This is a genomic window from Kitasatospora sp. NPDC058492, from assembly GCF_042720685.1.
In the GTDB taxonomy this organism is placed as follows: domain Bacteria; phylum Actinomycetota; class Actinomycetes; order Streptomycetales; family Streptomycetaceae; genus Kitasatospora.
Genome location: NZ_JBHXMU010000079.1, coordinates 20,465 through 38,473, shown reverse-complemented (window position 1 = coordinate 38,473; position 18,009 = coordinate 20,465). Strand labels below are relative to the sequence as shown.

The window sequence follows — 18,009 nt, the reverse complement described above, 5'->3', positions numbered from 1 at the left end:
GCAGGGGGGACCCTGTGGGAGAGTAGGACGCCGCCGAACAATCATTCACAGAGAACCCCCATCCGGGAAACCGGATGGGGGTTCTTTGCATTTCCAGACAATCTCAAAAATCCGCTCGGGCTATGTCCACCCGCAGGTGGTGCTAGGACCACCTCGCAATTGGGGTGGCATGGCCAGTGCCTGGAGCGGGTCGTTCGTGAACACTTGTGGAGGACGATCGAGACCGGCATCAGGAGCTTCCGTGGCAACAGCGAGTCGAACGAGCGGTGCGACGGTGCGCGCGCAGACCGAGGCGGCCGTCGCGTCGGGCGGCCAGGGGCTGGCGCGGCTGGCTCTCCTGGTGGTGGGCGCGGTGCCGGGGCTGATGCTGCCGGTGGGGGCGGCGATGGCGGCGGGTGGGGTCACGGCCTCGGTCTTCCAGGATTCCTACTACCCGGTGGTCCTGTTCGGCCTCGCGGTGGCGGCCGTCGCCGGCGCCCTGGTGGCGGCTCTGTTCGTGCGCCGCACGGCGAGCCGGACGCGCCAGCAGCTGGAGCGCTGGTACGGCATCCGCCTGCCGGCCGTGTACCAGCCACGGCCCGCGTTGGAGCTGGACGAACGCGGGCACTGGTGGACGGGCTACTCGTACCACCGCTCCCGGATGGTCGCGAAGTACGCGCAACTGCTGCACTGGGGCGCCCGGGACCGGACGACCCGGTCGGAGGTGGCCTGGCTGGCCATCAGCCCCGCCCTGGTGGTGGCGCTGGCGGGCCCGGTGGCCGTCCTGATGGTGCTGGGCGTGGCCTGCATCCTGACGCCGCTGTCTGTGGACGGGTTCGGGCCGGTGCCCGCACGCCTGGTGTCGGTCCTGCTGAGCGCCGTGCTCGGGCTCGGCATGGTGGCGGTCGGGGTGCTCGTGGCGCCGTACGCGGTGCGGGGGTACGCCGAGGCGGCCCGCCGGGTACTGGACCAGGACGGCCGGGCGACGCACGCCCAGCTGACCAGGCGGGTGGCCGAGCTGACCGAGACCAGGGCGGACGCGGTCGGCGACCAGGCGGCGGAGCTGCGGCGGATCGAGCGGGACCTGCACGACGGCGCGCAGGCGCGACTGGTCGCGATAGGGATGACGCTGGGCACCATCGAGCACCTGATGGACACCGACCAGGCGGCCGCTCGGGAACTGCTCTCCGAGGCGCGGCAGTCCTCGGCCCGGGCGCTCCAGGAACTGCGGGACCTGGTCCGCGGCATTCACCCGCCGGTGCTCGCCGAGCGTGGACTGGGCGACGCCGTGCGCGCCTTGGCGCTGGACAGCGCCCTGCCGACCGAGGTGTGCGTGAGCCTGCCGGACCGTCCGCCGGCGCCGGTGGAGGCGGCGGCCTACTTCAGCATCTGTGAGCTGCTGGCCAATGCGGCCAAGCACTCCGGGGCGGAGCAGGTGTGGGTGGACATCCTGTACCGGGCCGGGCTCCTGCGGATCACGGTGACGGACGACGGGGTGGGTGTGGCGGATCCGTCCCGGGGCACCGGCCTGCGCGGGATCGAGCGGCGATTGGGTACCTTCGACGGTGTCCTCGCCATCGACAGCACGTCGGGCGGTCCGACCACCATCACCTTGGAGCTGCCGTGCGAGTTGTCCTCGCCGAGGACCTCTACCTCCTTCGCGAAGGCCTGATCCGACTGCTGGAGGCGCACGGTTTCACCATCGCCGCGGCCGTGGAGACGGGCCCCGAACTGCTGGAGGCGTTGCTGACCCACCGGCCGGACGTGGCCGTGGTCGACGTCCGGCTGCCCCCGACGCTCACCGACGAGGGGCTGCAGGCGGCGCTGAAGGCCCGCAAGGAGATCCAGGGTTTGCCGGTGCTGGTGCTGTCGCAGCACGTTCAGCAGCTGTACGCGCGCGAGCTGCTGGCCGACGGCACCGGCGGGATCGGATACCTGCTGAAGGACCGGGTGTTCAACGCCGACCAGTTCATCGACGCGGTCCGCCGGGTGGCGGCCGGCGGAACGGCGATGGACCCGGACGTGATCGCGAAGCTGATGCAGATCACCTCGCGTCGGCCCGGCCCGTTGCTGCGGCTGTCCCCGCGCGAGCGCGAGGTGCTGGAGCTGATGGCCGAGGGCTGCTCCAACTCGGCGATCGCCGCCCGCCTGGCGGTCAGCGACGGTGCGGTGGCCAAGCACATCGCCAACATCTTCACCAAGCTCGAACTGGCCCCCGCCGAGGATGCCAACCGCCGGGTGCTCGCGGTGCTGACCTACCTCAACGGAACGGCCGGGCCGAAGGGCTGACGATCCGCCCGGTCCACGGCGGGCGGGTCGTCAGCCCCGGACGGTGACACGCCAGGCTGCGGAAACGCTGAAACAGGTGTACGAGTAAACTCCGGTGGGCCGAGCCCGGAGGTCGCTCAGCCGTCCGGCGCCCCGACAAGCGGGAACCGGCAGCCGAGGCAGCGTACGGCAGCAGCCGACATCCAGGGGTTGATAGACGTAATGGCACGCCCAACGCTCACCAAGGCCCATCGGGGCCTGCTCGGCCTGGTCGCGGCCGGCGCCTGCATCATCTCGGGCATCGGCTTCGCGGGCTCGTACAACGCGGTGCGCGAACTGGCCCAGGAGAAGGGCTTCGGGGCCTTCTCCTACGCCTTCCCGATCGGCGTCGACGCCGGCATCGTCGTGCTCCTCTCGCTCGACCTGGTACTGACCTGGCTGCGGATTCCCTTCCCGATGCTGCGGCAGACCGCCTGGGTGCTGACCGTCGCCACCATCGCCTTCAACGCGGCCGCCTCCTGGGGCGATCCGCTCGGCATGGGGATGCACGCCGTCATCCCGGTGCTCTTCGTGGTCGTGGTCGAGGCCTCCCGGCACGCGGTCGGCCGGATCGCGGCGATCACGGTCGACCGGCACATGGACTCGGTCCGGATGATGCGCTGGCTGCTCTCCCCGGTGCCGACCTTCAAGCTCTGGCGCCGGATGAAGCTCTGGGAGCTGCGCTCCTACGACGAGGTCGTCCGGCTGGAGCAGAACCGCCTGGTCTACCGGGCGCAGCTGCGTTTCCGGTACGGCCGCGGCTGGCGCCGCTCGGCGCCGATCCAGGCCCTGCTGCCGCTCAAGCTGGCCAAGTACGGGGTGCCGCTCGACCCGACGCTGTTCGACCGTCTGGACGAGGAGGCGCGCGAGCGCGAGGCCCGGGAGGCTCTGGCGGAGAAGGAGGCGCTGGAGCTCCAGCGGCAGGACGGCCGCGCCGCCACGGCCATCGCCCCGGCCGAGGCCGCCGCCCCCGCGGCTCCCGTCGCCGCCGCCCCCGCTTCGGCTTCGGCCCGCCCGGAGCCGGCCCGGCAGGCGCAGCAGATACCGCAGGTCCAGCCCCAATCCCAGGCCCAGGCTCAGACCCACGTCCAGCCCCAGCCCCAGCCCCAGCCCGAACCGGCCGCGGCCCCGGCTCCGGTCGCCGTCGCGCCGATGTCCGCCGAGGTGGCCGCGCCGATGCTGGCGAAGCTGGCAGCCGTCCGGCTGCGTGCCGCGCAGGAGCCGAACGGCGTGGCGGAGGAGGCCCCGCAGCCGCACCGCGAGGAGCTGAACGTGTGGACCGAGCGCCCGGTGCGCACCACGGGCCACCCGTCCGACGCCGCCCCCGGCGGGCGGGTGCCCGGCCAGGCCTCGCCGTGGTTCAAACCCCCGCGTCCGGTCGCCGAGGAGCCGGTCCTCCCGCAGCAGCCCCAGGCCCAGGTCGCCCAGGATGCGGGGTTCGCCGCCGAGCCGCAGCCCCGCCACCCGGGGCAGCCCCTTCCGGCTGGGCAGCCCGCTCCGGCCGAGCAGCCCGTCCACGGCGAGCAGTTCGTTGCGGCCGAGCAGCCCCCCGTCCACGACGAGGAGTCCGCGCCGCGCTCGGCCCCGTCCCGGCTGGATCCGGACCTGGCCTATGACGCCCTGGTCAGCTACATGGACAACCACGAGCACCAGCCCGACCCGCAGCGCCTCGCCGAGTGGCTGACCAAGCAGTACGGCGTCACCGGCAACCGCCCGGACGGCTCGGTCCACCCCAAGGACGTCGCCGAGCTCTACCCGCAGCTGCGCGACCGCTACGCCGCCGCCGGGAGGGACTGACCCGGGCCGCCTCGGCCGGACGCCCCGTGGAACGTTCCTCCGTCGAACGCTTCTCCGTCCACCGCTCGGTCGGCCGTTGACGCCCGATCCGGCCGGAGCTACCTTCTCCTCAACAAATTGTTGAAGTGCTGGTCCGGCGTGGAGGAGTGCGGATGTCGCAGGTCGAGGTCGACGGTAACGGACCGACGGGCGGGGCCTCCTTCTCCGCCACCGCCCGCGCCGCCGTGGAGGCGCTGCTCGCCCCGGTCGACGCCGACCTGGCGCGCCGCTATCCCGGCGACACCGGTACCAGGCAGCCGGTGCACACCGTCTACGTCCCGGCCGACGCCTTCGCCGCCGACACCGTACGGGAGTGGGGCCGCCAGGCTCTGGAGGCCTTCGACACCCACGCCGGCACCCCCGCCGAGCTGGCCCGCGCCCTCGGCCTGGCCGACGACGAGCTGCTCGCCGACGTGCACGCCCGGGTCCGCGCCAAGCTGGAGCGCGAGCCGGTCGAGGACCTGCGGATCGACTTCGAGGACGGCTACGGACCCCGCCCGGACGCCGAGGAGGACGCCGCCGCCGTCCGCGCGGCCGAACTGGTCGCCGCCGCCGTGGCCGAGGGCGCCGCGCCGCCGTACCTCGGCATCCGGATCAAGTGCATGGAGGCGGCCGTCCGCAACCGCGGCATCCGCACCCTGGAACTGTTCCTGGCCACCCTGCTGGCCGGCGGCGGCCTGCCGGACGGCCTGGTCCTCACCCTGCCCAAGGTGACCTACGCCGAGCAGGTCACCGCGCTGGTCCGGCTGCTGGAGGACTTCGAGCGCCGCGCCGGGCTGCCCGCCGGCCGGATCGGCTTCGAGATCCAGATCGAGACCACGCAGGCCATCCTCGGCCCGGACGGCCGGGCCACCGTGGCCCGGATGATCGAGGCCGCCGAAGGCCGCGCCACCGGGCTGCACTACGGCACCTTCGACTACAGCGCCTCCTGCGGCGTCAGCGCGGCCCACCAGAGCATGGACCACCCGGTCGCCGACCACGCGAAGGCGGTCATGCAGGTGGCCGCAGCCGGCACCGGCGTCCGACTCTCCGACGGCTCGACCAACGTCATCCCGACCGGCTCCACCGAACAGGTGCACGCCGCCTGGAAGCTGCATCACGACCTGGTCCGCCGCTCGCTGGCCCGCGCCTACTACCAGGGCTGGGACATGCACCCGGCGCACCTGCCGACCCGCTACGTCGCGGTGTACTCCTTCTACCGCGAGGGCCTGGCGGCCGCCGCAGCCCGGCTGGCCGCGTACGTCGCCAAGGCCGGTGGCGACGTGATGGACGAGCCGGCCACCGCCCGGGCGCTCAGCGGCTACCTGCTGCGCGGCCTGGACTGCGGCGCCGTCGACCCGGCCGAGGTCACCGCGCTGACCGGCCTGGACCGCGCCCGGCTGGACACTCTGGCCGGGCGCTGACCCCGCGACCGGCCGACGAAGCCCGGCCAGGGCTTAGGGCGTGTCTTGTGGATCAGGCCGGATCGGACTGCGGCGTCAGGGTGCGTGCATCGCAAGGCGGAGGAGGGGGTCCATGCGGTGGGGGCACCTCCCGGCCGGAGGCTGGGGGCCATCGGCGACCGACGACAACGCGGCGAGGTGCGTGCCCTGACGCCGCGGTCTCGGCCTGATCCACACGACACGCCGTAGGCTGGCGGTGCCGCCCCGGGAGGCCCGGGGTGCGCGCCGCCAGCCGTCGCCGTTTCCGGGAGAACCACCGCGTCATGTCCGCCACGCCGGAACCGACCGCCAGGCCGTACCTCACCATCCGGCGGGCCGGCAGCCACGAGACCGAGATCAAGAAGTCCCGGTTCATCTGCCACCTCGCCCGGGTCGCCGACGAGGAGGAGGCGCAGGCCTTCATCGCCGGCATCCGCAAGCAGTACTGGGACGCGCGGCACAACTGCACCGCCTTCGTGGTCGGCGACGAGCAGCGCCGCGAACGCTCCAGCGACGACGGCGAGCCCGGCGGCACCGCCGGGGTGCCGATGCTGGAGGTGCTGCGCCGGCGCGGCCTGACCGACACCGCCGCCGTGGTGACCAGGTACTTCGGCGGCATCAAGCTCGGTGCGGGCGGCCTGGTGCGGGCGTACGGCAACGCGGTGTCCGAGGCGGTGGACGAGATCGGTCTGCTGGAGCGGCGGCCGGTGGCCCTGCTCGCGGTGACGGCCGACCACGTGCGCGCCGGGCGGGTGGAGAACGACCTGCGGGCGGCCGGCTACACGGTGAGCGACCTGGCCTACGAGCCGGCCGGGGTGCGGATCGAGGTGGGTGTGCCGCAGCCGGAGGTGTCGGCCTTCCACGCCTGGCTGGCCGAGGCGACCGGCGGTACCGCCGTCGCGGTCCCGGCCGGCCGGACGTACGTCGAGGTGCCGGTCTGATGCCGGAGCAGGCGGGCGGCGGCGCTTTCGGCCACCTATTCGGCCAGATCGCGGCCGATCCGTTTCGGAGCCTTGCGGGGCGTGCCTAGCCTGGTCCGGTCGTCGAGCAGGAAGCCGCCCCGAGATGCCCGTCGTCCAGACCGTCACCCTGCCGCCGGGGGCCAGCACCGGCTGGCACTACCACCCGGGCCGGGTGGACGTGGTGGTGCTGTCCGGGACGCTGACCCGGACCCTGCACGACGGCCGGGTCGAGGTCAGCCGGGCCGGGGACTCGCTGGTCGAGGAGGCCGGACCGGTCCACGTCCACGTGGGGCGCAACCTCGGGGACGAGCCCGTGGTGCTGATCGCGAGCTACGCCGCCCCGGCCGGTTGCCCGTTGGCGGTGCCGGTCGTGGAGCCCGCGTGGAGTCGCAGCGGCGCCCGGCCCGCCGAGGCCTGACCTGCTGAGGTCTGACCAGGGCTGCTCCGGCGCTGTCGCCCGTGCCCCGTCGCCCGCCGTCCGCCGTCTGGCGGCGAGGGCGGGTCGGGCCCGGGAGCCGCGCCACGCGGTGCACGGCTTGAGCAGATTCACCCGAACGTATTGACGTGGCCCGGAGTTGGAACTTCCGCTCCGGGCCGTGGCGTTTCCTGGGCAAGGATCCGGCCGAACCGGACGAATAACCCATCGATGGAGGACACCAGACCCCACCCCGTACCACGGAGGTATGCGCATGACCTCAGACCGCTTTTCGTCGCCCGCCGGCGCCGACCTGACCGGCCCCGCGACGCCCTACCGGATGACCGTCACCACCGCCCTCCCGCACCGCGAGGCCGTCGCCCTGGCCGACGAGCAGCTCGCCGCCTGGCTGAAACAGGAAGGCTGCGAGGAGCCCCCGCCGGCTCCCCGCGCCCTCACCGGGCCGCCCCCGGCCGGAGCGACCTCGACGGGGACGGCTCCAACCCGACCGAAACCGCCCGAACTGACGCCCCCTGGGCTGACGACGTCCGGACCGGCGCAGCCCCGATCGGCCCCCGCCGCCGAGCGACTGCGCCTGGGCGACCGCGTCCTGCTCGACCGCGACCAGGGCCCGCTGCGCGGCGGCCCGGCCGCCGGCCGCTACGACCGCCGACGCCTGCGCACCCCGACCCCGCACGGCACCCAGCAGCTCACCCTGACCGTGGCCACCGCGGCCGACGGCCCCACCTGGGTCCGGCTGGAGGCCGAGACGCACAGCACCGGCAACGGCGTGCGGACCCCTTGCCGGGTGCCGGTGCCCGAACTCGCCCGCACCCTCCTGCCGCTGCTCGACGCCACCGACGGCCCGGCCGCCGTCCACCCGGCCCCCCGGGTGATCACCGTCGGCGAGGTCGACGGCCTGATCGACGAACTCTGCGACCCGGAGCGCCGGCTGCCCGTCGTGGTCGCCAGCGTCCCGGTGAACCTCCCGCTCGACCGCTGGGTCGAGGACGTCGTCCGCCCGCTCTGCCACCAGCTTCCCGGCCTGGCCACCGCCTACGTCCTGGACCCGGGCGCCCGGACCGGGTTCAACGTCGCGCTGGAGTACCACAGCGTCTACGGCGGAGCGGTGCGCACCTACCTGCCCGAGGTGGACCCCGCCTCCCGGTGCGACGGCGCCCGGCACCCGGTGCTCGCCCGGGGGCGAATAGAGCAGGACCTCCGCCGCGCGGCCGGGCTGCTCGCCCGCGAGCCGCGCCGGCTCGCCGCCGACCTGCCGCTGCCGCCCCCGCTGGCGGCCGTCCCGGTGCTGCGGGTCGCCCCGGCGCCGCCCCGTGCGGCCGTCAGCCCGGCCGGGGACCAGGCCGCCGCCCGCGCCGAGCTGGCCGCGCTCGTCCGGGAGGAGCAGCAGGACCGCGCCGAGCAGCAGGCCAGGGCCGACGAGCTGGAGCGGGTCCGGCGCACCCTGCGCCACGAGCGCCGGGACAACCGCGTGGGTCGGGACAGCCGGGACAAGCAGGACGGCCGCGAGGGTCATGAGGGCCGCGACCGTCCGGAGCTCCGCGAGCGCCACGACGGCCGGGACGGCCGGGACGGCCACGTACGGGCCGGCTCCCGCGCCCTCACCGGGCGCCACTGCATCCTCCAGGGCACCGCCGGGCACTTCGCCGCCAAGCCGTCCGCCCGGCCCGGAAAACCGGAGACCTTCACCGAACTCATGGCCAGGATCGACGAGTTCACGCTGTTGACCTTCACCGGTGACCAGAAGAACGCGCTCGCCCTGGACGGTCTCCGGTGCTCCGGCGCGGGCTGGGCCCGGCTCGCCTGGGACGGGCTGACCGCCCTTCAGGAGTACGCCGAGGCGGCGGTCCGCGGCGCGGCCGGCGGCGACTTCAAGCAGTGGTGCGAGCACACCCCGGAGGGCTGCCACCACTTCCCGCCCCGCAAGGCGGTGCGCGGGGAGTCCCGGACGGTGTTCAGCCACACCAAGTGGAAGCGCGAACGGATGCTGCCCGTCCCGGAGAGCGTGGACGCCTCCCGGCGCGCCTTCATGGGCGCACACCTGCGGATCGGCGGCGGCCGTACCGCGCCCCGGCTGCACTACCTGGACGACTGCTCGGGCAGTGGCCGGATCTATGTCGGCTACATCGGCCTGCACCTGACCAACACCCGGACCAACTGAGAGGCTGGGCTGACCACTGCCGCCCGTTCGGTGGACAATGTCCGGCAGGGGCGGGCCGCAGGGTCGCCGGCCGCCCCGGGCAGGCGCCGGACGAGCATGGGGGAACGACGACCGATGCAGCACTCAGCAGACGGCCAGCCCGACGGCACCGCCACCGTCCAGTTCCCCCGGCCGGGCTTCCTCGCCTCGGTCTTCAGAGAGTTCAACACCGACCAGGGACAGGGCCAGGGCCTGGACCCGGACGCCGCCGACCCCGGCCCGGTCGCCCCCGGTACGCCCGGTGACGGCATGCCCGATGACGGCGCGTCCGGTGGTGGCGGGTCCGGCGGTGGTGTGTCCAGCGGCGGCCCGGCCGAGCCTGAGGAGTCCATCGCCGCCCACGGCCGGGCCGCCGCCCTGACCCACCACCGCACGCTCACCGTCCAGGCCGAGCACGACCGGCTGGCCGACCTGCTCCGGCGGGCCGCACTGCCCGTCTCGGCCATGGACTTCGAGAGCCAGCTGCGCCACTACGAGCCCCGCCCCTACCCGGCCGACGGGCCGCAGACCGGCAGCGAGGCCGAGCCCCGCTGGGCGGACTTCGCGCCCGCCGGGCCGGCCACCGCCGACCCCGACGGCGCCCCGGCCCGTCGCCTGCTCGACTCCGGTTACCAGCGCGAACTCGCCCAGGCCCGGCTGGCCCACCAGCGTTCCCTGCGCGAGTGGCGCACCCGCCGGGCCGAGGCCGACAACCCGGCCGCAGACGAGTCCCGGCGCGTCCACGAGGCGGCCGAGGAGGCCCGGGCCCGAGCCGTGCGCGAGTACAACGAGAGCCTGGAGGAGTGCCGACGGGCCTACCGGCTGTCCGAGCCGGCCGCCGTGGAGTCACTGCTGGAGCGGGCGCTCGCCGCGGCCGAGACCGCCACCCAGGACCTGCCCGCCCCCTGCCGGGCGGTCTTCCGCCCGCTCACCCGCACCGCCGTGCTGGACCTCGACCTGCCGCCGCTCGACCTGGTGCCCTCGCTCACCGGCTACCGGCTCGCCCCGGACGGCGACATCGTCCCGGTCCCGCGCCCGCCGGCGGACCGGGCCACCGACTATCTGCGCCTGGTCGCCCGGCTCGCCCTGCGCGCCCTCCAGGCCGCCGACGCCGTCGACACCGACGAGATACTCGCGGGCGTCGTGCTCAACGGCTGGCTGCGCGAGCCCGGCACCGCCGAGCCGCTGTGCCTGGTCAGCGTGGACGCCGACCGCGACGCACTGGCCCGCACCCGGCTGCTGCCGCCCGCCACCCCGTACGAGGAGCGCGACGACGAAGGCGTCTACGCCGACGCCGAGCAGGACGAGGCGCTCGTCCGGCTGCGCCAGCTCGGCGCCGCCGTCACCCCGGACCCGTACGGCCGCGTGGGCGTGCAGCCCGCCGCGCAGGCGGGTGCCGCCGTACCGGCCGCACCCGACCTGTCCGCGAACGAGTTCGCCCAGCTGGTGCGCGACCTGCTCACCCGCGGCGGGCTCGCCGAGTGGAGCGTGCGGCTGCGCGGCCCGGCCGGACTGGTCGCCACCGGCGAGGGGGCCCCGGGCAGTGCGCTGCCCGGCCGCTGGGTGGTCTGGGCCTCCCGGGGCGCCGCGCCGGTCAGCGCGGAGGAGATCGTCACCCTGGCCGAGGCCGTTCAGGAGGAGTCCGCCGAGCGCGGCCTGCGGCTGACCACCGGCCGCTTCGCCGACGAGGCCCTCGACCTCACGGGCGAGGAGAGCCACCGCCACATCCACCTGGTCGACGGCGACGGCGTGAGCGAACTCGCCCGCACCCACCTCGGCCTGCCCCTCGCCGCCGGCCGCTGACCCCACCTCCGGTCCCCGCCCCCACCCTCGTCCCCGTTCCCGTCCTCGCAGCTCACCCCGACGGACCGCCCGGCGGGCGCGCCCCCGCACCCGACCCGAGGCTGGGGAACGGGCACCGGCGGAGCAGCGGCACCCCGGGCGATCACCGTCGAACGGTCGTCCGATACGGTCGGCGGTCGGCCCGGCCACGGGCGGACCCCAGGGGGAGAGGAATGGGCAGAGCGCCCGGCAGACCACACGGCGGCACCCGCCGGCGCCCGCACAGCGGATCGACCCACCCGGAGGCGGCCCGGTGACCGCCGTCCTGGTCGCCGCCGGGGCGTTCCTGATGACCCTGATCGGCGGCTTCGTCGCCCAGCGCACCGGCGACCGCCGCCACCTCGTGCTCGGCTTCGCCGCCGGCCTCATGCTCGGCGTGGTCGCCTTCGACCTGCTGCCCGAGGCCATGCGCCAGGCACCGGACGAGGTGCACGGCGTGCCGCAGGCGCTGCTGATGTTCGCGGTCGGTTTCCTCACCATCCACGTGGTCGAACGCGCGGTCGCCATCCACCGCGGCCACGAGAGCGAGTACGCCGAGCACACCCACGGCCACCAGCACGCGCACGCCCACCACGCCGGGCGCCAGGGCGTCGGCCTGACCGCCGCGCTGGCCTTGGTCGGGCACAGCGTGATGGACGGCTTCGCGATCGGCGCCGCCTTCCAGGCCGGCACCACGGTCGGAACGGTCGTCGCCATCGCCGTCGTCGCCCACGACTTCGCCGACGGCTTCAACACGTACACGATCACCCGGCTCTACGGGAACAACCGGCGGCGGGCGCTGACGCTGCTCGCGGCGGACGCGCTGGCCCCGGTGTCCGGCGCCGCGATCACCCTGGCCTTCACCATCCCCGAGCACCTGCTCGGCCTCTACCTCGGCTTCTTCTCCGGGTTCCTGCTCTACCTGGCGACCTCCGACATCCTCCCGGAGGCCCACAGCCCGCACCCCTCCCGCAGCACCCTGCTCTGCACCGTCGCCGGGGTGGGGTTCATGTGGCTGGTGATCGGCCTCGCCACCTAGGCCCGGCAGGGCAGGCCGGAACGGGCCGAAACGGAACGGGCCGAAACGGGACGGGGCCTAACGCGGCGGGCCGCCTCGCGTCGCCGACCGCTCCCGCGTCACCGCGCTGCGCCCGGGGGCGCCGTCCGCGGTGGTGGACCGGCTGCGAGGAAGCGGGCCTCGGCGGCGCGCAGCACTCGCAGCAGCACTTCCTGCTCGTCGGGACCGACCTCGCCGAAGTACTCCTGGGCCACCTCGTGCCGGACCTGCCCGATCCGTTCCACCGCTGCGCGGCCCGCCTCGGTCAGCAGGATCCGGACCGCCCGCCGGTCGGCCGGATCGGGCCTGCGCTCGACCAGGCCGGCCTCCTCCAGTGCGTCGACCACGGTGGTCGCCGAGCGCGGGGCGATGTGCAGCCGCTCGGCGAGGTCGCTCAGCCGCATCGCGCGGTCCGGCAGCTCGCAGCCGGGCGCGTGGGCCAGGGTGTTCAGCGCCCGGGCCTGGCCGGGGGTGATGCCGTACGGCTCCAGCCGCCACCCGGTCTGCCGACGGATCCGCTTGATCGCCCTGGTCATCGTGTCGGCCAGCTCGGCGGCGGTGTCCGAGGCCGTGGTGTCCGAGGCGGCGGTGTCCGAGGCCGCGTCCGAAGCCGTGGTGTCCGAGGCGGTCGCCTCGGCAGGGGCGCCGGGCGGGCCGAGGGAGGGGTCCGCCGGGTCGGTCGGCGTGGTGGTCATCGGCGGTCTCCTCGGCAGGCGTCCGCCCCAGGGTATCGGCCGGTCCGGGGCCGGCGGCCGACAGCGGACGGCACCCGGAGAAAAATGTTGAGCTTGGCTCAGTACCTGGGTTAGCGTAGCTCCAACTGAGGGGACCCTAAGTTCCCTCCCAGGATCCTGGAGGGCCCGTGCCCCGCTCCGAAGCCCGCGTCACCACCGACCGCCCCACCCGCTACGCCAAGCAGCTCGCCGCCCACATGGGCCGCAAGATCGAGGCCACCTTCTCCGAGGAGACCGGCCGCGGCACCCTGGTCTTCGGCGCCGGCACCGCCACCCTGGAAGCCCAGCCCGACGCGCTGCTGCTCACCGTCGAGGGCGAGCGGGAGAACCTGCCCGGCCTGGAGGACGTCGTCGGCCGCCACCTCGTCCGCTTCGGCGCCCGCGACGAACTCGTCATCGAATGGCACCGCGACAACGGCGAGACCGGCCTCGTTCACCGCAACGACGACCCCGAGGCCTGACCGCCGCCGCCCCCGCCGCCCGGCCGGGGCAGCCACCGGGCCAGCCCCCACAGCACCAGGGCGGCCAGGCACCAGCTGGCCACCACGTCCAGCAGCCAGTGGAAGTCGCTCCACACCAGCCCCGCGCCGACGCCCACCGCCAGCAGCACCGCGCCCGCCGTCAGCAGACGCGCCGCCCACGGCCCCGCCACCCGCACCAGCAGCAGCGCCGCCACCCCGTACGAGAGCGACGCGGTGGCGGTGTGCCCGGACGGGTACCAGCCCCACTGCCCCGGTGTCAGCGGATCACCGAGCGGGCCCGGCCGGGCGAACGCCGCCTTGGCCGGCACCACCAGCAGCGGGATCAGTCCGGCGGTCAGCGCCGCCACCGGCAGCGGCAGCCACCAGCGCCCCGCCGCCCCCGTCCGGCGCCACCGCCACGCGGCCAGCACGCCGACCGTCAGCAGCACCGGGATCGCGGGCACACTGTCGCCCAGGTCGGACAGGACCTGGCCCAGCTGGTCCAGCAGCACGCTGGGGTGGTCCCGGTGGGCGCTCCGGACGGCTCCGCGGACCGCGCGGTCCCATCCGAGCAGCGGGCCGTCCGCCGCCACCTGCCACGACACCAACAACAGGACGACCGCCGCCGTCAGCGGCACGGCCACCGAACGGGCCACCCGGCCCGGAACGCCGGACAGCCGCCCCGGAGCAGGGGGGAGAGCTCCGGGGCGGCTCTGATGATCGCCGTTCCGTGCGCCCCGGGGGGTGTGGGTCGGACGGTCGGTCGATCGGTCTTCGGTGGGCGCCACCCCTCCCGGGGCGGCCTGGTTGTCCTCGCGGCACGCATGCGGACCCGCCGTCGGGGGCGACCCCGCAAGCGGCTCCGCCCACGGCTGCGGCTCGCTGTCCATCGGTGATGACACTACGTCAACACCCCTTCCGCGCCGAGCGCCTTCAGCGATTCCCCACATCATCTTCACCCCGCCCCGGGCGGCCCTCCGGGAGCCCCGACGACCTGGCCCGGCCGGGCGTCGGGCCCGTCCGACCGGCCGGTGACAACCGAACGGCCCGCGAGGACCAGAGGTCCCCACGGGCCGTTCAGCGCTGTCCGGACAACCCTCCGGAGGGGGTTCACGACCCGACGGGCGACACCGCTCAGACGGCGGTGAAAGCGCCCTCCAGGATGTCCAGGCCCTCGGCCAGGAGGTGCTCCGCGATGACCAGCGGCGGCAGGAAGCGCAGCACGTTGCCGTAGGTGCCGGCGGTCAGCACCACCAGGCCCTCGGCGTGGCAGGCCTTCGCGATGGCCGCGGTGGCCTCCGCGTTCGGCTCCTTGCCGCCCGGCTTCACGAGCTCGACGGCGATCATCGCGCCGCGGCCGCGGATCTCGCCGATGATGTCGAACTTCTCCTGCATCGCCCGCAGGCGGCCCAGCATGATCTCGCCGATCCGCTGCGCCTTGCCGTTGAGGTCCTGCTCCTTCATCGTCTCGATGGCGCCCAGCGCGGCCGCACAGGCCACCGGGTTGCCGCCGTAGGTGCCGCCCAGGCCGCCCGCGTGCGCGGCGTCCATGATCTCGGCGCGACCGGTCACCGCCGCCAGCGGCAGACCGCCGGCGATGCCCTTCGCGGTGGTGATCAGGTCCGGGACGATGCCCTCGTCCTCACAGGCGAACCACTGGCCGGTACGGCAGAAACCGGTCTGGATCTCGTCCGCGACGAACACGATGCCGTTCGCCTTCGCGTACTCCACGATCGCCGGCAGGAAGCCCTTGGCCGGCTCGATGAAGCCGCCCTCGCCCTGGATCGGCTCGATGATGATCGCGGCGACGTTCTCGGCGCCGATCTGCTTGTTGATGATCTCGATCGCCTGCGCGGCGGCCTCGGCGGCGCAGTTCTCCGCACCCGTCAGCCAGCGGTACGGGTAGGCCACCGGCACCCGGTAGATCTCCGGGGCGAACGGGCCGAAGCCCTGCTTGTACGGCATGTTCTTCGCCGTCAGGCCCATGGTCAGGTTCGTACGGCCGTGGTAGCCGTGGTCGAACACCACGACGGCGGTGCGCTTGGTGTAGGCGCGGGCCACCTTCACCGCGTTCTCGACCGCCTCGGCGCCCGAGTTGAACAGCGCGGTGCGCTTGTCGTGGTCACCCGGGGTCAGCTCGTTCAGCTGCTCGGCGACCGCCACGTAACCCTCGTACGGGGTCACCATGAAACAGGTGTGGGTGAAAGCGGCCAGCTGCTCGCTCGCCTTCGCCACCACGGCCTCGGCGCTGTTGCCGACGTTCGTCACGGCGATGCCGGAGCCGAAGTCGATCAGCGAGTTGCCGTCCACGTCCTCCAGCACGCCGCCGTTGGCGCGGGACACGTACACCGGCAGGGTGGTGCCGACACCGGCCGCCACCGCACCCAGCTTGCGGGCCTGCAGCTCCTGCGACTTCGGACCGGGGATCGCAGTGACCAGGCGGCGCTCCTGCGGGAGCGGCGTTGCGGCGCTCATGGGGTTCTCCAGACTTCTCGGCTCGGTGCTTCGCAGGCTACGGCCGCCCTCCCCGGCCGGGCATGCGCCACTCGGTAGCACTGAGCCGTCCGACTTGTCCGGCACGGCCAGCGCGGGTGGTGCGACTACCAGCAGGCCCCGCTCCACTACATTGAGCGCGGGCGTGTCGCCGGTACGGCGGCATGGGTATGGCGGCACCGACGGCGATCGGGCCGGGCGGGCGAGGGAGCGGGGCCGTACATGGCGCACGACGGGGCACACCACCACACCGATCGGACCACCACCGGACCCCCGGCCCCCATGCCCCGCCAACGGCCCGGCACCCGCACCGACGGTGCCCCCGCCTTCGACCTCCCCACCTGGGCCGCGGCCCCGCGCCCGGAAGCCGAACCCGGCGTCTACCGGCTGGGCTACCGCCCGCTCGACCCGGAACGGGCGGAGGCGGCCCAGGTCGCGGCCTGGCCGCTGCTCCTGCGGGCGGGCCTCAACGCGGTGGTGGGGTGGTTCGCCTATCTCTACGGCACGCAGCTTCTGATGTACGTGCTCGTGTGGTTCGGCGGACAGGCCGGCATCGGCCCGCTCGCGTCGCCGTCCGAGTCCGAGGCCATGTTCACGCTGCTGGTGGTCAACGCGCTGGTGATCGGCGTCGTCATCAAGCTCTTCGGCCGGATGGGCCGTTGGCCCGAGGTGTGGCGGCGGTACGTGTCGCCGTTGTTGTCGCGGGCGGTGACGCAGGAGCAGCCTGCCGAGGAGGGCGTGGCGGTGGCCCAGGTGGTGCGGCGGCTGGACCCGTGGGGCGGGCTGCGGCAGGGCGGGGCGGCCGAGGCGGCGGGGCGGCTGGAGCGGGAGGCGGTCGGGGACGTCGACTACGTGCGGATCCAGCGGGCGTGGGAGTCGGCGCAGGCGGATCCGGCGTTCGTGCCGGCCTTCGTCGAGCAGGTGGTGGCGCGCGGTGGGGCGGCCTTCGCGCACCCTTCGGAGTCGCGGGAGCTGGCGGACCGGGCTGAGCAGCACGATCTGCTGCTGGGCCAGGTCTGCCTGGGGACGGCCCAGGACGTGCCGAAGAACCCGCTGAGCCATCGGGCGGCCGGGTTCGCGCTGGATCCGGCGCTGCTGGGCACGTCGCTGCTGGCGGTGGGTCCGGCGGGGACGGGGAAGACGGCGCGGCTGGCGCGGCCGGTGGCGGAGGCGCTGTGTCTGCAGGCGCTGGCCGGTACCGCGTGTGTGGTGGTGGTGGGGGCGGCGGACGCGGATCTGGGCCCGGACGCCTGGTACGACGTGGTGATCGCGCCCGGTGATCCGGCGTCGGTGTACGGGCTGGACCTCTACGGTGCGGCGCAGGATCCGGACGAGGCGGCCGCCCGGCTGGCTGAGGCGCTGCTGCCGGACGAGTTGATGGCGCGCGCGGAGAACGCCCGGACGGCGCTGCAGCAGGTGGTGGGCCCGTTCCACGCCGCGTACGCCCGCTATCCGGGGGTGCGGGAGCTGCGGGCGCTGCTGGCCGGCGAGCCGGACGTGCTGGCGGCTCTGGTGAAGGCGCTCGGGGTGGCGGGCCGGCTGGCCGTGTACGAGCGGGACCTGGAGCACCGGGAGCGTCAGCGCGGCCGGGCGGACGATCCCGGGGCGCTGCTGGCGGACCGGCTGGCGCTGCTGGACCGGCCGGCCTTCGAGGGCGCCTTCGCGACGGACGGCACGGGGCGGCCCCCGTTCGCGATGCGGGTGCTGGACCATCCGTTGCGGGTGCGGGTGAAGCTGCCGGAGCGCAGCCATCCGGAGGCCGCGCGGATGCTGTCCCGGTTGGTGGTGGGTCAGTTCGTGCAGGCGGCGGGGGCCCGTACGGACCGTTCGCTGTTCGCCGGCCTGGTGGTGGACGACGCCTCGGCGGCGCTGGACGCGACCGCCGTGCGCGGGGTGCAGCGGATGCGGGGGGCGAACGCGGGCGCGGTGCTGCTGCTGCGCACGCTGGTGGATCTGCCGGAGGCGCTGCGGGCGCCGTTGTTCGGTGCGGTCGGCTGCCGGATGGCGTTCCCGGGGATCGCGCCGTGGGACGGCCGGCTGTTCTCGGAGGCCTGGGGGACGCACCTGGTGCAGGAGACCGCGGTGACCCACACGCCCGACACCTCGGGTGGCGTGGTGCGGCGGGCCGGGCGGTTGGGGCGGCGGGCGTTGTCGGGGACGGCGGCGCAGACGGAGTCGGTGACGACGCGGGACGTGGAGCGCCTGCGCTGGTCGCCGTCGGATCTGGCGCACGCGCTGCCGGCGGGGCACGCGGTGGTGTCGTTGACCGCGGTGTCGGGGGAGCAGGTGCCGCCGTTGCTGGTGGATCTTCGGGGCTGACGGG

Annotated in this window: 14 protein-coding genes; 11 read left to right on the top strand and 3 right to left on the bottom strand. The window is 74.5% G+C overall.

Annotated features, from left to right (window positions below; all coding sequences use genetic code 11):
• Positions 1-241 precede the first annotated feature (241 nt).
• The 9 genes from ACFWPI_RS34905 to ACFWPI_RS34865 all read left to right on the top strand — a co-directional run bounded on the left by ACFWPI_RS34905 (position 242) and on the right by ACFWPI_RS34865 (position 11,980).
• Positions 242-1,651 (top strand): sensor histidine kinase, encoded by a 1,410-nt coding sequence (locus tag ACFWPI_RS34905; RefSeq protein WP_380378398.1) that lies wholly within the window; start codon positions 242-244, stop codon positions 1,649-1,651.
• Positions 1,603-2,268, top strand: coding sequence for a response regulator transcription factor (locus ACFWPI_RS34900; RefSeq protein ID WP_063347646.1), 666 nt, complete (start codon positions 1,603-1,605; stop codon positions 2,266-2,268). The genes ACFWPI_RS34905 and ACFWPI_RS34900 overlap by 49 nt, the downstream gene beginning before the upstream one ends.
• A gap of 201 nt (positions 2,269-2,469) precedes the next feature.
• Positions 2,470-4,083, top strand: a complete 1,614-nt coding sequence (locus tag ACFWPI_RS34895) for a DUF2637 domain-containing protein (RefSeq protein WP_380378396.1) — start codon at positions 2,470-2,472, stop codon at positions 4,081-4,083.
• Positions 4,084-4,235: 152 nt separating this feature from the next.
• Positions 4,236-5,525: a DUF6986 family protein gene (locus tag ACFWPI_RS34890; protein WP_380378394.1), complete on the top strand. Its 1,290-nt coding sequence runs from the start codon at positions 4,236-4,238 to the stop codon at positions 5,523-5,525.
• A 302-nt stretch (positions 5,526-5,827) separates the two neighbouring features.
• Positions 5,828-6,484 carry a YigZ family protein gene (locus tag ACFWPI_RS34885; RefSeq protein WP_063347643.1) on the top strand — a complete coding sequence of 219 codons (657 nt, stop codon included), beginning with the start codon at positions 5,828-5,830 and terminating at the stop codon, positions 6,482-6,484.
• A gap of 124 nt (positions 6,485-6,608) precedes the next feature.
• Positions 6,609-6,923: a cupin domain-containing protein gene (locus ACFWPI_RS34880; RefSeq protein WP_380378392.1), complete on the top strand. Its 315-nt coding sequence runs from the start codon at positions 6,609-6,611 to the stop codon at positions 6,921-6,923.
• A gap of 271 nt (positions 6,924-7,194) precedes the next feature.
• Complete coding sequence (locus tag ACFWPI_RS34875; RefSeq protein ID WP_380378390.1) at positions 7,195-9,102, top strand: hypothetical protein; 1,908 nt, start codon at positions 7,195-7,197, stop codon at positions 9,100-9,102.
• 114 nt (positions 9,103-9,216) lie between these two features.
• Positions 9,217-10,923: a restriction endonuclease gene (locus ACFWPI_RS34870; RefSeq protein WP_380378389.1), complete on the top strand. Its 1,707-nt coding sequence runs from the start codon at positions 9,217-9,219 to the stop codon at positions 10,921-10,923.
• 328 nt (positions 10,924-11,251) lie between these two features.
• Entirely contained in the window at positions 11,252-11,980 is a 729-nt protein-coding gene (locus ACFWPI_RS34865; RefSeq protein ID WP_063351112.1) for a ZIP family metal transporter, read from the top strand.
• 98 nt (positions 11,981-12,078) lie between these two features.
• On the opposite strand, the gene ACFWPI_RS34860 is transcribed toward ACFWPI_RS34865, so the two are convergent.
• The gene (locus ACFWPI_RS34860) at positions 12,079-12,693 is read right to left on the bottom strand and encodes a MarR family winged helix-turn-helix transcriptional regulator (protein WP_380378387.1); all 615 of its coding nucleotides are present in this window, start codon (positions 12,691-12,693) and stop codon (positions 12,079-12,081) included.
• A gap of 167 nt (positions 12,694-12,860) precedes the next feature.
• Here ACFWPI_RS34860 and ACFWPI_RS34855 point away from each other — a divergent pair, with 167 nt between their 5' ends.
• A complete protein-coding gene (locus ACFWPI_RS34855) occupies positions 12,861-13,193 on the top strand; it encodes a DUF2218 domain-containing protein (RefSeq protein WP_380345337.1) in 333 nt (110 codons plus the stop codon).
• On the opposite strand, the gene ACFWPI_RS34850 is transcribed toward ACFWPI_RS34855, so the two are convergent.
• Positions 13,166-13,837, bottom strand: coding sequence for a phosphatase PAP2 family protein (locus ACFWPI_RS34850; protein ID WP_380378385.1), 672 nt, complete (start codon positions 13,835-13,837; stop codon positions 13,166-13,168). The genes ACFWPI_RS34855 and ACFWPI_RS34850 overlap by 28 nt on opposite strands.
• A 490-nt stretch (positions 13,838-14,327) precedes the next feature.
• The gene (gene gabT, locus ACFWPI_RS34845; RefSeq protein ID WP_380345341.1) at positions 14,328-15,668 is read right to left on the bottom strand and encodes a 4-aminobutyrate--2-oxoglutarate transaminase; all 1,341 of its coding nucleotides are present in this window, start codon (positions 15,666-15,668) and stop codon (positions 14,328-14,330) included.
• A gap of 240 nt (positions 15,669-15,908) precedes the next feature.
• On the opposite strand from gabT, the gene ACFWPI_RS34840 reads away from it, so the two are divergent.
• Entirely contained in the window at positions 15,909-18,005 is a 2,097-nt protein-coding gene (locus ACFWPI_RS34840; RefSeq protein WP_380378383.1) for an ATP-binding protein, read from the top strand.
• Positions 18,006-18,009 lie beyond the last annotated feature (4 nt).